The sequence below is a fragment of the Ornithinimicrobium pulveris genome (assembly GCF_050261105.1).
Classification (GTDB): domain Bacteria; phylum Actinomycetota; class Actinomycetes; order Actinomycetales; family Dermatophilaceae; genus Ornithinicoccus.
In genome coordinates, this window is the sequence record NZ_CP189837.1 from 2,797,010 (window position 1) to 2,809,418 (window position 12,409).

11 protein-coding genes and 3 tRNA genes are annotated in these 12,409 nt (G+C 68.4%); 9 read left to right on the top strand and 5 right to left on the bottom strand.

Features of this window, described 5'->3' with window-relative positions; all coding sequences use genetic code 11:
* Positions 1-49: 49 nt before the first annotated feature.
* Entirely contained in the window at positions 50-1,072 is a 1,023-nt protein-coding gene (locus ACQBAT_RS13150; RefSeq protein ID WP_427197702.1) for an acyltransferase family protein, read from the bottom strand.
* A 176-nt stretch (positions 1,073-1,248) separates the two neighbouring features.
* Here ACQBAT_RS13150 and ACQBAT_RS13155 point away from each other — a divergent pair, with 176 nt between their 5' ends.
* Entirely contained in the window at positions 1,249-1,602 is a 354-nt protein-coding gene (locus tag ACQBAT_RS13155) for an ArsR/SmtB family transcription factor (protein ID WP_420747312.1), read from the top strand.
* A gap of 16 nt (positions 1,603-1,618) precedes the next feature.
* Positions 1,619-2,908, top strand: a complete 1,290-nt coding sequence (locus ACQBAT_RS13160) for an MFS transporter (protein WP_420747313.1) — start codon at positions 1,619-1,621, stop codon at positions 2,906-2,908.
* Here ACQBAT_RS13160 and ACQBAT_RS13165 read toward each other — a convergent pair.
* Positions 2,902-3,255: a chorismate-binding protein gene (locus tag ACQBAT_RS13165; RefSeq protein WP_420747456.1), complete on the bottom strand. Its 354-nt coding sequence runs from the start codon at positions 3,253-3,255 to the stop codon at positions 2,902-2,904. The two genes, ACQBAT_RS13160 and ACQBAT_RS13165, sit on opposite strands and share 7 nt — an antisense overlap.
* A 305-nt stretch (positions 3,256-3,560) precedes the next feature.
* On the opposite strand from ACQBAT_RS13165, the gene ACQBAT_RS13170 reads away from it, so the two are divergent.
* Positions 3,561-3,881, top strand: a complete 321-nt coding sequence (locus tag ACQBAT_RS13170) for a hypothetical protein (RefSeq protein ID WP_420747314.1) — start codon at positions 3,561-3,563, stop codon at positions 3,879-3,881.
* Between the two features lie 69 nt (positions 3,882-3,950).
* Here ACQBAT_RS13170 and pabB read toward each other — a convergent pair whose 3' ends face one another.
* Both pabB and ACQBAT_RS13180 read right to left on the bottom strand, forming a co-directional pair.
* Entirely contained in the window at positions 3,951-6,146 is a 2,196-nt protein-coding gene (pabB, locus tag ACQBAT_RS13175; protein WP_420747315.1) for an aminodeoxychorismate synthase component I, read from the bottom strand.
* A gap of 52 nt (positions 6,147-6,198) precedes the next feature.
* On the bottom strand, positions 6,199-7,182 hold the full coding sequence (locus ACQBAT_RS13180; RefSeq protein ID WP_420747316.1) for a pirin family protein: 984 nt from the start codon (positions 7,180-7,182) through the stop codon (positions 6,199-6,201).
* Positions 7,183-7,383: 201 nt separating this feature from the next.
* Between ACQBAT_RS13180 and ACQBAT_RS13185 the strand changes: the two genes are divergently transcribed.
* Complete coding sequence (locus ACQBAT_RS13185) at positions 7,384-8,748, top strand: NAD(P)/FAD-dependent oxidoreductase (protein WP_420747317.1); 1,365 nt, start codon at positions 7,384-7,386, stop codon at positions 8,746-8,748.
* Positions 8,749-8,958: 210 nt separating this feature from the next.
* Here the strand turns inward: ACQBAT_RS13185 and ACQBAT_RS13190 are convergent, their stop codons facing one another.
* A complete protein-coding gene (locus tag ACQBAT_RS13190; protein ID WP_420747318.1) occupies positions 8,959-9,405 on the bottom strand; it encodes a GNAT family N-acetyltransferase in 447 nt (148 codons plus the stop codon).
* Positions 9,406-9,417: 12 nt separating this feature from the next.
* On the opposite strand from ACQBAT_RS13190, the gene ACQBAT_RS13195 reads away from it, so the two are divergent.
* The 5 genes from ACQBAT_RS13195 (at position 9,418) to ACQBAT_RS13215 (ending at position 12,397) form a co-directional block, all read left to right on the top strand.
* Positions 9,418-10,509, top strand: a complete 1,092-nt coding sequence (locus tag ACQBAT_RS13195; RefSeq protein ID WP_420747319.1) for a PHP domain-containing protein — start codon at positions 9,418-9,420, stop codon at positions 10,507-10,509.
* A gap of 193 nt (positions 10,510-10,702) precedes the next feature.
* Positions 10,703-10,775, top strand: a tRNA-Glu gene (locus ACQBAT_RS13200).
* Between the two features lie 22 nt (positions 10,776-10,797).
* A tRNA-Asp gene (locus ACQBAT_RS13205) sits at positions 10,798-10,871 on the top strand.
* Positions 10,872-10,929: 58 nt separating this feature from the next.
* A tRNA-Phe gene (locus ACQBAT_RS13210) sits at positions 10,930-11,003 on the top strand.
* A 233-nt stretch (positions 11,004-11,236) separates the two neighbouring features.
* On the top strand, positions 11,237-12,397 hold the full coding sequence (locus tag ACQBAT_RS13215) for an iron ABC transporter substrate-binding protein (protein WP_420747320.1): 1,161 nt from the start codon (positions 11,237-11,239) through the stop codon (positions 12,395-12,397).
* Positions 12,398-12,409: the final 12 nt, after the last annotated feature.

Below are 12,409 nucleotides of genomic sequence, written 5' to 3' on the forward strand. Positions count from 1 at the left end.
CAGCCAAGAAGGGCGGCAGGGAAAATCAGCACAGATCTCTTGCGGCGGATCATGGGGTCCTGTCGATTGTTGAGTTGGCGGTGACGGGGCGATCGGGTGTCGGACCTTGGAGCCAGTGCCTGCGCAGCAACCATTCCAGGGGACCCGCCCTCCCCGTGCGAGCCCAAAGAGCCGCAAGCACCACCGAAGCGGAAGTGAGGACCATGGTCGTCACGACACCCTGGGTGAAGCTGAAGCCGTCTGCCGGCTTGATGACCGCCAGCACCAGCACGTGGACAACATAGATGGTGAAGGCGAGCTTCCCAGCGTCCTCCAGCCACTTCAGCGCTGAGGGGGCCCGACGCACGATCGTCTCGCAGGCGGCTATGAGGAAAGCCGCGCCCGCTGTGCTTGAGATGATCCACAGCGGCATTTGCCCGTGACCGACTCCAGTGAGAAGTCGGCCATACCCACTGTCGGCCTCTTCCCCGAGCACTTCATACATGAGGTCGGCCACCACGAAGGCGAGGACCGCCAGAGCAGCCCCCCAGGCCATCAAGGCTCGTCGGACACGTGCATCGGTCAGGTCGATCCTGGATAACAAGAGTCCAGCGACGAACGGCACGACCCAACTCACCAAGGGGTACGGGCCACTGAGCAGCAGGGAATGGAGGGCTTCAAGCGGCGGAGTAGTGAGACTCACACCCCCCTGGCCGTGCACCCACGGTTCCTGCACGTCGTGGTGGACGATCCAAGCCGGCCCCAAGAGAAGGATCACCAGACCGCCGCCGAGCAAAAGCCTCGGATTCAGTCGATTGAGCAGGGGCGCGAGGAGGAACAGGATGGCGTAGGTCTGCAGAATCACGCTCACTCGGGTGGTCAGAGTCTGCAGGACAAGACCGAGCGACATCAGCAGCGTGATACGCCACAGGAGCGCCGACCACATCCGCCGACCTCCTCGATTCCTCAGCAGAAAGCCCATTCCCACGCCGGCAATGACGACGAAGAGCACCGACGCCCGACCGAAGGGGAGGAGATAGACACGCTGCCAGATGTTCTCCGGCTCGATAGGCCCCACGTTGACCAGGATCATCCCCAAAACGGCGGCTCCACGCGCAGCGTCCAACCCCGCCAGCCGTCGGCGATCGACTAGCGCGCGCCCCGGTTCGCCGCTCACCTGTAGGTATCCATCTCACAACTCCGCTGGCCAATTCACACCTGCAAGCATACTTGCGTAATCGCGAAACTAGCAAAATATAGAGTTGTTCCATGCCTTCGCTGAGCAAGACCTCAGTCCCCACGGACGAGCACGCACAACTCGCCGTCGACACCTTCCGGATGGTGGCCGACCCGACCCGACTCAAAGTGCTGTGGATCCTGCTGCAGGGGGAGATGAACGTCTCGACACTGTGCCGACTCACCGGCACCGCTGCACCGGCGATCAGCCAGCACCTCACCAAGCTACGGCTCGCCGGCCTCGTGGAGAGTCGACGCGAGGGCACCTTTATCTACTACCGAGCCACCAGCTCGCACATCCGGCGCCTGCTCACCGAGGCACTCTCTCACGCCGAGCACCTGACGGGCGAAGCGAGCGGGGCCGACCCACACTCCTACGGACCCTGAGATCAAAATGTAGCATTTGCGCATCGACGCAAACACGAACATCCCAGTTGGCCGACTCTCCCTGCTCGGCGTCCTCAATGACCCGGCCTACGCCAAGCTCTTCGGCGCCCAGGTCATCGCGCTGCTCGGCACTGGACTGCTCACGGTGGCCCTGGGCCTCCTGGCTTTCGACATCGCCGGCGGCCAGGCCGGCGTCGTGCTGGGCGTAGCGATGACCATCAAGATGGTGGCCTACGTCGCGATTTCTCCCCTCGCCTCCGCCGTGGTCGCCCACGTCCGCCCCAAGGTGGTCCTGATCAGCGCGGATCTGGTCAGGGTCGCGGTCGCGCTCTGCCTTCCCCTCGTGACCGAGGCCTGGCACATCTACCTGTTGATCTTTCTCCTCCAAGCTGCCTCGGCCACCTTTACCCCGAGCTTTCAGGCGCTCATCCCCTCCGTGCTCCCCGACGAGCGGCAGTACACCCGCGCGCTGTCGTTATCGCGCTTGGCCTACGACCTGGAGTCCCTGGCCAGCCCGATGCTCGCCGCCGCCCTCCTCACGATCACCACCTATCACCACCTCTTCATCGGCACCGCGCTCGGCTTCGCCGTCTCGACTGTGTTGGTGTTGGCCACCCGCTTCCCAGAGATCGCCCCGCCCGCCCCAGCACCTTTCATCGACCGCCTGACCCGCGGCACACGAGAGTTCTGGGCGAGCAGTGAACTCAGGGGGCTGATGGGCCTCAACCTCGTCGTCGCGACCGCGACCGCGATGGTCATCGTGAACACCGTGGTCCTGGTCCAGGGCACCCTCAACCGTACGCAGACCGATGTCGCACTCCTGCTCGCCGTGTCGGGCGCTGGCTCCATGCTCGTCGCACTCTCCGTGCCCACACTCCTAGAGCGCGTGCCGGATCGCCGGGTCATGTTCACCGGCGGTGCTGCCATCCCCCTTCTGCTGCTGATCACCGCCGGAGTGCTCAGCTGGCTCTCCGGCCCAACCCAATGGGTAGCCCTGCTCCTCCTCTGGGGGCTCATCGGGGCGGCGAGCTCGACCATCCTGACGCCGTCGGCACGCCTGCTGCGCCGGGCCAGCACCGACGCCACCCGGCCGGCCGTCTTCGCAGCACAGTTCTCGCTCTCGCACGCCTGCTTCTTGCTCACCTACCCACTGGCGGGCCTGCTGGGCGCGACGCTCGGGCTGCCAGCAGTGTCCGTGCTGCTGAGCGCGATCGGTGCCCTCGGCGCCCTCCTCGCCGCCCGGGCCTGGCGGCACGGTCCCACCTCCCGAGCGACGGACGACCTGACAGTCCGCTCGCGTCAGTGAGCCCTGGCCAGCGCCCGCAGCACCGACTGGGCCTTGGTCACCATCTCGGCATACTCCTCCTCCGGCGAGGACAGCGCCGTCACCGCGCCACCCACCCCAAAGGCCACGTCCCCACCAGCACCGGCCCCCTGCACCCAGGTCGCCGTCCGGATCACGATCGACGTATCCATCGACCCGTCCAACCCGATCCAACCAATCGCACCGGAGTAGATCCCCCGCGCCGCCCCCTCAAGCCCGTCCAGGCGCTTAACCAGCTCTCTGTCTACGTCTCGTCCGACCGTTGCCGAGTGGCCACTTCGGGCGATACCCTGCGCTGGACACCTTGCCCGAGAGGACAGGCAATAGATCGTAGGCTACCAGCGCTCGGTATGCCCTTGCTCGCCCTTGTTCTCACCCTATTCCCAGCCACGGTCACACTAGATCACCGCTCAGCCGCCTTTGCCGCGAAGAATACGCGCGCGCCTATCTTCTTAGCGCAGGGTCGGCGGGTCTAGACGCGATGAATCGCACTCTGCTTTCAGGACGAACGTTAGGTTGGTGGTCCGCCATAGTCATCTCCCTCCCGTTGATCGCGAGCTGCAACGAAGAAATTTCGAGCGATCGCGTTATAAGACCTGAGAGCGAGTCGGGAGGAATCTCTCGCGAGCGAATCATGCCCGACGCCGAGATGGACCTTGTTGTCGCGACGGAGGACCACCCGCCTTCAGGATTAGAAGGGGGAATCCGCGCATCAGTGCTGAATGTTGACGGCTGCCTCGGGGTGGAGTCGGACGACCAGCTAGGCGTATTGTATTTACCCTTCGATACCAAGCGCCTATCAAACGGCGCAAAGTTGCCCGACGGCACAGAGTTCATCCTAGGAATGGAAGATGTTTTCGTCGGGGGAATGTGGGTTGGCCATGAAGATCCACTCTATCCGGATATGGACACTGAGTGCATGGGCGCAACGGTATTCTACGTGTTCACCCCTTGAAGAAGTCGCTGAGTTCACGCCGATGAGGTCGGAATCCGCTTGCCGACGTCCACCAGAGCGGAGTGACGTTTAGAAAGATGTGCGAGGCGTGGGTGCGGGTGGGTTTTGCCAAGGTCGCGATCGTTGCTGGATGGTCTTGATCCGGGACTCGCCTGCGGCTTTGCCCAGGGCCCGAAGCACCGACTGGGCCTTGGTCACCATCTCGGCATGCTCCTCCTCCGGCGAGGACAGCGCCGTCACCGCGCCGCCCACGCCGAAGGTCACATCGCCGCCCGCCCCCTCCCCCTGCACCCAGGTCGCCGTCCGGATCACGATCGACGTATCCATCGACCCGTCCAACCCGATCCAACCAATCGCACCGGAGTAGATCCCCCGCGCCGCCCCCTCAAGCCCGTCCAGGATCTCCATCGTCCGCACCTTCGGCGCACCCGTCATCGACCCGCCCGGAAAGCACGCGCGCAGCACATCGGTCGGCCCCATCCCCTCGGCCAGCACCCCCCGCACCGTCGAGACCAACTGGTGGACAGTCGCAAAGCTCTCGACCGCGAAGATCTCCGGCACGTGCACGCTGCCCGCCCGACACACCCGGTGCAGGTCGTTGCGCAGCAGATCTACGATCATCAGGTTCTCCGCACGGTCCTTCTCCGCGGCGGCGAGATCGGCGGCCAGCGCGGCATCCTGCACCGGATCGGCCGACCGCGGCCGGGTCCCTTTGATCGGCCGACTCTCCACCACCCCGTGACCATCGACTGAGACGAACCGCTCCGGCGAGCACCCCAGCACGCTCACCTCCGGCGTCCGGATCCAGCAGCCGTGCGGCACCGGGCTTACCTCCCGCATCGCCCGATACAGGTCCACCTCCCCCACCCCGGTCCCACTCCCCTCCCACGTCGTCGTCAGGCAGATCTCATAGGACTCGCCCCGCCGGATCTGCTCCTGCGCCGCCCGGACCTTGGCCAGATACTCCTCGCGCCCGTCCCGCGGGCGCACCCCCGGCACCCCACCCGTCCCGTATGCCGTTCCTCCCCCACCCCACGCTCCCTCACCGGGGTCGGTGCTCGGGCGGGAACGACCCACCGCCTCCCCGACGCGGGCGACCCACTCGGCCTGCACCTGGGCGAGCTGATCGTCCTCCAACCACATGGCATACACATCGCCGGAGGCGTGGTCGATCACGATGCCGCGGTCGGCGAGCAGCAGCCAGGCGTCGGGCCACGGTGAGGGGTGCGCGCTGGCGGTGCTGGCGGTTTCGGCGCGCAGCTCATAGCCCCACCAGCCGACCCAGCCGGGGCGCCAGGTAAAGGGGAGGTCGAGGGGTTCGCAGGTCAGCCGCAGCCCGGCACTCTCCGCGTCGAGGCGGTCGAGCAGGTCCGGTCCGCCCTGGCCGACGCGGTGGGTGAGGGTGCGCGCGAGCGGCCCGGTCGCGTCCACCAGCAGCGACCAGCCCGAGCCGTCCGAGGCGTCCAGCCAGATCGACGCCGCACCCTCGTCACGCACAGGGCCCTGCCCGAGCAGCGCGGCATGGAGGCGCCAGTCGTCGACCGGGCCGGGGAAGCGGCATACCCGGACATCGAGGTGGTGGGCGAAGACCGAGGCGGCATCGAGGTGCGGGGCGAGGGTGTCCCCGACCGCGACCGGACCGCGATCCGCCTCGCCGACGTGCGCGGGAACGGGCGTGATCCCGGCGAGGCGCAGGAAGTTGGCGACGATCAGCTCGCCGTGCTCGGAGAGGACCGACTCGGGGTGGAACTGCACACCCCAGCGCGGACCGTCCGGGTCCGACAGGCCCATCACACTGCCATCGTCGGTGGCGCGGGCGGTGACGCACAGGCCTGAGACGAAAGGTTCGGGGACGTCAAGGGAGTGGTAGCGGACCACCTGGAGCGGGCTCGGAACACCCTCGAAGATGCCGGTCCCGTCGTGCTCGACCGGGCTGACGATGCCGTGGCGCGGCACCCGCATCTGGACCACCTGCTCGCCCGCGAGGTGCGCCAGACCTTGGTGACCGAGGCAGACCCCGAGCACGGGCACCTCGCGCTGGCGCAGAGCGAGATCGGACAGCCGCATATCGGCGGCGACCTGGGGGCGGCCTGGGCCCGGGCCGACCACGATCGCGTCGAAGCCGAGCAGGTCCTCGGCACCGGCGGCGTGGTCGTTGCGCCAGACCACCGGGGCGGCGCCGAGCACGCGATGCAGGAGGTCGGCGATGTTGTAGGTGAAGCTGTCGACATTGTCGACGAGCAGCACGCGGGGAGCGGTGGTCATCGGGGGCTCGTCAGGGTCGGCTCGTCAGGCTGGGTTGGGCATAGTGGGCTCCTCACCCGCGTGGCCGCAGCCGCACGTGCGGCAGGTCGGGGGCGGGCAACGAGTCGCCGTCCGGGTAGTCGAAGGACCCGTAGCGACCGTCGGCGTCGTGCCCGAGTTCGTCCTGCCACTGCTCGCGGGCGCGGACGACGTCCTCGTGGCTGCGGCCGATGAAGTTCCACCACATGACGATCTGCTCGCCGAAGGGTGGTCCGCCCAGGAGGATCACACGCGCGCCGTCGGAGCCGGCGGTGAGGGTGAGCGCGTCGGGGCCGGGGGCGATGTGGAGGAGTTCCGCGCTGGCGAGATCGGCGCCCCGGCAGGTCAGCACCCCCTCGTCCAGGAGGATGCCGTGCTCGTGGGTGGTGTCGACGTCGATGGTCAGGCTGGCGTCGGGGTCGAGGACGATCTCGGCGCCGAGCAGGGAGGTGTAGGTGGTGACCGGCGAGCTGGCGCGTGTGCCGCCAGGCAGCCCGAGCTCACCGAGGAAGACGCTGACCCGAGCGCCGCCAACTGGGACCGGCTCGGGGGCGAAGTGCTCGAAGGCGGGGTCGACGTCGGCGTGCTCGGCGGGCAGCGCGGTCCAGAGTTGGACGCCGTGCAGGATGTCGGTGCGATCGGTGGAGACCTCGCTGTGACAGACGCCGTGCCCGGCCGTCATCAGGTTGAGCTCGCCCGGGACGACCATGGCGTGCGCACCGGTGGAGTCTCGGTGCTCGATCTCACCGCTGAACAGCCACGACACCGTCTGCAGCGAGGTGTGCGGGTGAGGCGGGACGACCATCCCACCGGTCTCGGCGATCTCGTCCGGCCCGTAATGGTCCAGGAAGCACCACGCGCCGATCATCGAGCGTCCGCGCGCCGGGAGGGTCCGGCGGACCGTCATCGCGCGGGGCCCACCCAATGGCACCTCCCGCGGCGTGATCACTTCCACGCCGCCGTGCTGGCCATCGGCGCCGCACTCGACCTCCGCACCATCGCGTTCCGGGTTGCTCATGCCCCCAGTCTCCCCCACCCCTCCCCGACCGAACGCGCGAGATGTCCCTCCAGACCCCCACCGAACGTCCGTCATGTCGCTGCAAGGCCCCACCGAACGTCCGCCATGTCGCTGCTAGGCCCCACCGAACGCGCGAGGGCCCGTGACCCACGTCTCGTCACGTAGGGGAAGGATTCCTGCGAACCGGGCGCTGCCACATACATGAGCGTTTCGCCCATCCCGTCCACTCCGCACCGGGTCGTGGTGATCGGATCCGGCTTCGGCGGCCTGTTCGCGACCAAGGCGCTGCGCGCCGACGACGTCCAGGTGACGATGCTGGCCCGGACCAGCCACCACCTCTTCCAGCCGCTGCTCTACCAGGTCGCGACCGGGATCCTGTCCGAGGGCGTGATCGCCCCGACCACCCGCGATGTGCTGGCGGGGCAGACCAATGCGACCGTGCTGCTCGGCGACGTCGTCGAGATCGACCTCCTGGAGCGCACCGTCCGCGCGACGACGGTCGGGACCGAGACGCACTACGAGTACGACTCGCTGATCGTGGCCGCTGGGGCCGACCAGTCCTGGTTCGGCTCGCCCCACTTCACGGAGTACGCCCCCGGCATGAAGACCATCGACGACGCGCTCGAGCTGCGGGGGCGCATCTACGGCGCCTTCGAGTTGGCCGAGCTGGCGGCTCACTCCGGCGACCTCGACGCGGTGCGCCGGCTGCTGACCTTCGTGGTCGTGGGCGCTGGCCCGACCGGGGTGGAGATGGCCGGTCAGCTGGCCGAGCTCAGCCGCCGGACGCTGCGCAAGGAGTTCCGCCACATCGATCCGGCCTCCGCACGGATCCTGCTGGTGGACGCCGCGGACAAGGTGCTCGGCCCGTTCGGCCCCGACCTGGCCGCCAAGACCGAGCGCGACCTCGGCAAGCTCGGCATCGAGGTGCTGCTCGGCCGCAAGGTCGTCGACGTCGACGAATCCGGCGTCGTCCTGGAGTCCAAGGACGGCACGCAAGAGCGGATCGCGGCCCAGACCAAGGTGTGGGCCGCCGGCGTCCAGGGCAACCCCCTCGGCCGTGCCCTCACCGAGCAGAGCGAGGCCGAGCTGGACCGCGCCGGTCGGGTCAAGGTCCTCCCCGATCTCTCCTTGCCCGGTCACCCGGAGGTCTTCGTCGTGGGTGACCTCGCGGCGGTCGAGGATGTTCCGGGCGTGGCTCAGGGCGCGATCCAGGGCGGCCGGCATGCCGCCGACCAGATCCTGCGGAGGCTGCGCAACGAGGAGACCGGCCAGCCGTTCGTCTATCACGACAAGGGATCGATGGCCACGATCTCCCGCTTCCGGGCGGTCATGAAGCGCGGCAACCTCGAGCTCACCGGCTATCCGGCGTGGGCGGCGTGGCTGGCCGTGCACCTCTTCTACATCATCGGTTTCAAGTCCCAGGTGCAGACGCTCATGCACTGGGCGGTCAGCTTCGTGGGCCGTGGCCGCTCTGAGCGCACGGTCACCGAGCAGCAGGTCTACGCCCGGCTGGCCCTGGAGTACCTTGGCGAGGACTTCCGCCAGCAGCGCGGCCTGCGGGACTGACACACCAACGGCGGTAGCCCACGCTGCCACCCCTCGGGTGCGGCTGCCGGGGATGCAAGGTTACTCACGCCATACAAGGCAATTTCTACGACATTGCGTGAGTAACCTTGTCCTGCCCGGACTGGGACAAGGCTGCTCGGCTCAGACAAGGCTCTCAGGCGTACACGTGCCGAAACGTCTTGCGTGCTCGACAGTTCTGGGGTCCCGCCCTCAGACGGCGCCGTCCGGCTCCCGGCGCATCGGCAGGTGCGCGATTCCGTCCTCCAGATAGTCCTCCCCGTTCCGCACGAAGCCGAACCGCGAGTACCACTCTTCCAGATAGGCCTGCGCCCCGATCTGCACGGGCCGCTCCCCGATCCGGGTGAGGCCGGCGCGGACCAGGGTTGCGGCATACCCCTGGCCTCGGTGCGCGGCGTGGGTGGCGACCCGGCCGAGGTGATGGAGACCGTCGGCGTCGACGAGGGTGCGGACGGTGGCGACCGGGTCACGGTCGACCTCGATCCACAGGTGCTCGGTGGTCGGCTCGGTGTCCACGCCATCCAACTCGGGATAGGGACAGTTCTGCTCGACCACGAAGACGTCGACCCGCAGCCGCAGGATCCCGTAGAGCGTGACCGGGTCGATCTGCGCCAGCGGCGCGGCGTGCACGTGCGTCATACCCTCAAGCCTATGAGCGAAGCCGCCGCCCCGGAGCCCGTCGACGCCCTGCGCCGGATCGCCTTCCTGCTCGAGCGCAGCCGCGCCGAGACGCGGCGGGTCGAGGCCTACCGCAAGGCCGCGGCGATCATCCTGCCGCTCGGCGAGGAGGAGGTCCGCCGCCGGGTCACCACCGGGACACTGCAGGAGCTCGCTGGCATCGGCCCCTCCACCGCAGCCGTCATCGAGCAGGCGGTCGCGGGGCGGATCCCCGACAAGCTCGCCGAGCTCGAGGCCGACGCCGCCGGCCCGTTGGTCGAGGGCGGCGAGGAGATGCGCGCGCTGCTCCGCGGTGACCTGCACACCCACTCGGACTGGTCCGACGGCGGCTCCCCGATCGAGGAGATGGTCGCCACCGCGATGGAGCTCGGCCACGACTACCTGGCGCTCACCGACCACTCGCGCGGCCTGCGGGTGGCGAACGGCCTGTCCGCAGACCGGCTCCGCCGCCAACTCACCGTGGTCGACGCCATCAACACCCACCTCGACCATGACTTCCGGCTGCTCAAGGCGATCGAGGTCGACATCCTCGACGACGGCGAGCTCGATCAGGAGCGCGACCTCCTCGCCGCCCTGGACCTCCGCGTCGCCTCCGTGCATTCCAAGCTTCAAATGGAGCCGGCCGCGATGACCCGCCGGATGATCGCCGCCGTCCAGGACCCGCTCACCTCGATCCTGGGTCACTGCACGGGCCGCCGGCTGATGCCGCGCCAGGGCGACCGCGGCGCGCGCAGCGGCGGCCGGATGCGGCCCCCGAGCAGGTTCGACGCGCGAGCAGTCTTCGAGGCCTGCGTCGAGTCCGGCACCGCTGTCGAGATCAACTCCCGACCCGAGCGCCAGGACCCACCCGGCGAGCTGCTCGAGTTGGCGATCGAGCTCGGCTGCCTGTTCGCGATCAGCACCGACGCCCACGCCCCCGGCCAGCTCGACTTCCTCGACCTCGGCTGCGAACGCGCGGTCCGGTATGGCGTTTCTCCCGAGCGCGTGGTCAACACCTGGGCGGTGGATGATCTGGTCGCGTGGGCCGCCAGCAAAGAGGTGCCCGAGCACCTGCGTGCCTCCTGAGGACAATCTGTCCCACGGACACGCCGAGGCCGACCAGCTCAGCCGTGCCCGGGCGCGATTGAGCCGGTCCAGGCCGGGCGTGTTGCGGGCCGCGTTGCCGGCCTGCGCACCAGGGTGAGCGAGGGCATACGGGACTCGTTTTTGTGTCGGGCCCGACCATCACGTATGCTCACTCACTGTCCTCAACGGATAGGCCCCCATCGTCTAGCGGCCTAGGACCCCGCCCTTTCACGGCGGTAGCACGGGTTCGAATCCCGTTGGGGGTGCACAGGTCATATTCCTGAATATGGCCCCGTGGCGCAGTTGGTTAGCGCGCCGCCCTGTCACGGCGGAGGTCGCGGGTTCGAGTCCCGTCGGGGTCGCAGAGAGTGCGGCGTGGTCCTGGTCGAAAGACCGGGGCCACGCCACAGCACTACTCACGGCCAGGTAGCTCAGTTGGTACGAGCGTCCGACTGAAAATCGGAAGGTCGGCGGTTCGACCCCGCCCCTGGCCACGCGATGAGCCGCGGGTCCGCCCCTGATGCACCCGCGGCTTTCGCGTGTCCGGACCCCTTCCCCGCGCCCCCTCCACGCCCCTGTATGCCGTGTGCCTCACCTGGCCGGGACCACCCCCTCCCCATCGTGATTTACAACACGTTCTCCTGCTGGAATTGCGTGACGTGCGGATATTGTGCTGAAGTAAGGCTTGCCTAACCAGGCAGCACACGTCAGCGACAAGGAGTCGTTCATGATCCGCGCCCGCCGCGCCACCCTCGCCCTCACCTCGTTCACGGCTCTCGCCCTGGGCCTGAGCGCCTGCGGCAATGACGGCGGCACCACCTCCGGCGAGACCGGCGCGAACGGGGGCACCACCGACGGGGGCTCGGCCACCAACGGGGCCACCGACAGCGGCGACAGCACCGCCGACGACAGCACCGGCACCGACACCGGCGCCGCGGCCCAGGGCGACAGCGACGGCACGCTCACCCTCTACTCCGGCCGCAACGAGGACCTCGTCCAGCCGGTGCTCGACCAGTTCACCGACGAGACCGGCATCGAGGTGCAGGTGCGCTATGCCGACACCGCGAGCATGGCCGCCCAGCTGCTGGAGGAGGGCGACAACTCCCCCGCCGAGGTCTTCCTCGCCCAGGACGCCGGTGCCCTCGGCGCCGTCGCCAACGGCGGTCTGCTGCAGGCCCTGCCGCAGGAGACCCTCGACCTCGTTCCTGAGCTCTACCGCTCCGACGACGGCGACTGGGTCGGGCTGACGGGCCGCTCGCGCGTGCTGGCCTACAACAAGGACAACGTCTCCGCCGACGAGCTGCCGGCGCACGTTTCCGAGCTCACCGGCCCCGAGTGGTCCGGCCGCGTCGGCGTCGCCCCGACCAACGCCTCCTTCCAGGCCTTCGTCACCGCGATGCGCGTGCTCGAGGGCGATGACGTCGCCCAGCAGTGGCTGGATGACCTGGCCGCCAACGACCCGCAGATCCGCGAGAAGAACGGCGTCATCGTCGCTGACGTCGACTCCGGCGCGATCGACGTGGGCCTGGTCAACCACTACTACATCTACGAGCTGGCCCAGGAGCGCGGCGTCGAGCCCGAGGACCTCAACGTCGCCCTGCACTTCTTCGAGGACGGCGACACCGGCGCCCTGGTCAACATCTCCGGCATCGCGCTGGTCGGCGAGCAGCCCGACGGCGACGCCCAGGCGCTCATCGACTACCTGCTCTCCGAGCAGGGCCAGACCTACTTCGTCGAGCAGACCGCGGAGTACCCGATGATCGAGGGCGTCAACCCGCCCGCCGGGCTGCCGGCCCTCGACGAGCTCGACGCCCCCGAGATCGACCTCAACGACCTGGACGACCTCCAGCACACCATCGAGATGATTACCCAGGCAGGCCTGCTCTGACCCACCGCCGAC

Bases quoted from the DNA above. Each gene is read 5' to 3' on its own strand.
- ACQBAT_RS13150 (WP_427197702.1), bottom strand. From the start codon at position 1,072: ATGATCCTGGTCAACGTGGGGCCTATCGAGCCGGAGAACATCTGGCAG.
- ACQBAT_RS13155 (WP_420747312.1), top strand. From the start codon at position 1,249: ATGCCTTCGCTGAGCAAGACCTCAGTCCCCACGGACGAGCACGCACAA.
- ACQBAT_RS13170 (WP_420747314.1), top strand. From the start codon at position 3,561: ATGCCCGACGCCGAGATGGACCTTGTTGTCGCGACGGAGGACCACCCG.
- pabB (WP_420747315.1), bottom strand. From the start codon at position 6,146: ATGACCACCGCTCCCCGCGTGCTGCTCGTCGACAATGTCGACAGCTTC.
- ACQBAT_RS13180 (WP_420747316.1), bottom strand. From the start codon at position 7,182: ATGAGCAACCCGGAACGCGATGGTGCGGAGGTCGAGTGCGGCGCCGAT.
- ACQBAT_RS13185 (WP_420747317.1), top strand. From the start codon at position 7,384: ATGAGCGTTTCGCCCATCCCGTCCACTCCGCACCGGGTCGTGGTGATC.
- ACQBAT_RS13190 (WP_420747318.1), bottom strand. From the start codon at position 9,405: ATGACGCACGTGCACGCCGCGCCGCTGGCGCAGATCGACCCGGTCACG.
- ACQBAT_RS13195 (WP_420747319.1), top strand. From the start codon at position 9,418: ATGAGCGAAGCCGCCGCCCCGGAGCCCGTCGACGCCCTGCGCCGGATC.
- ACQBAT_RS13215 (WP_420747320.1), top strand. From the start codon at position 11,237: ATGATCCGCGCCCGCCGCGCCACCCTCGCCCTCACCTCGTTCACGGCT.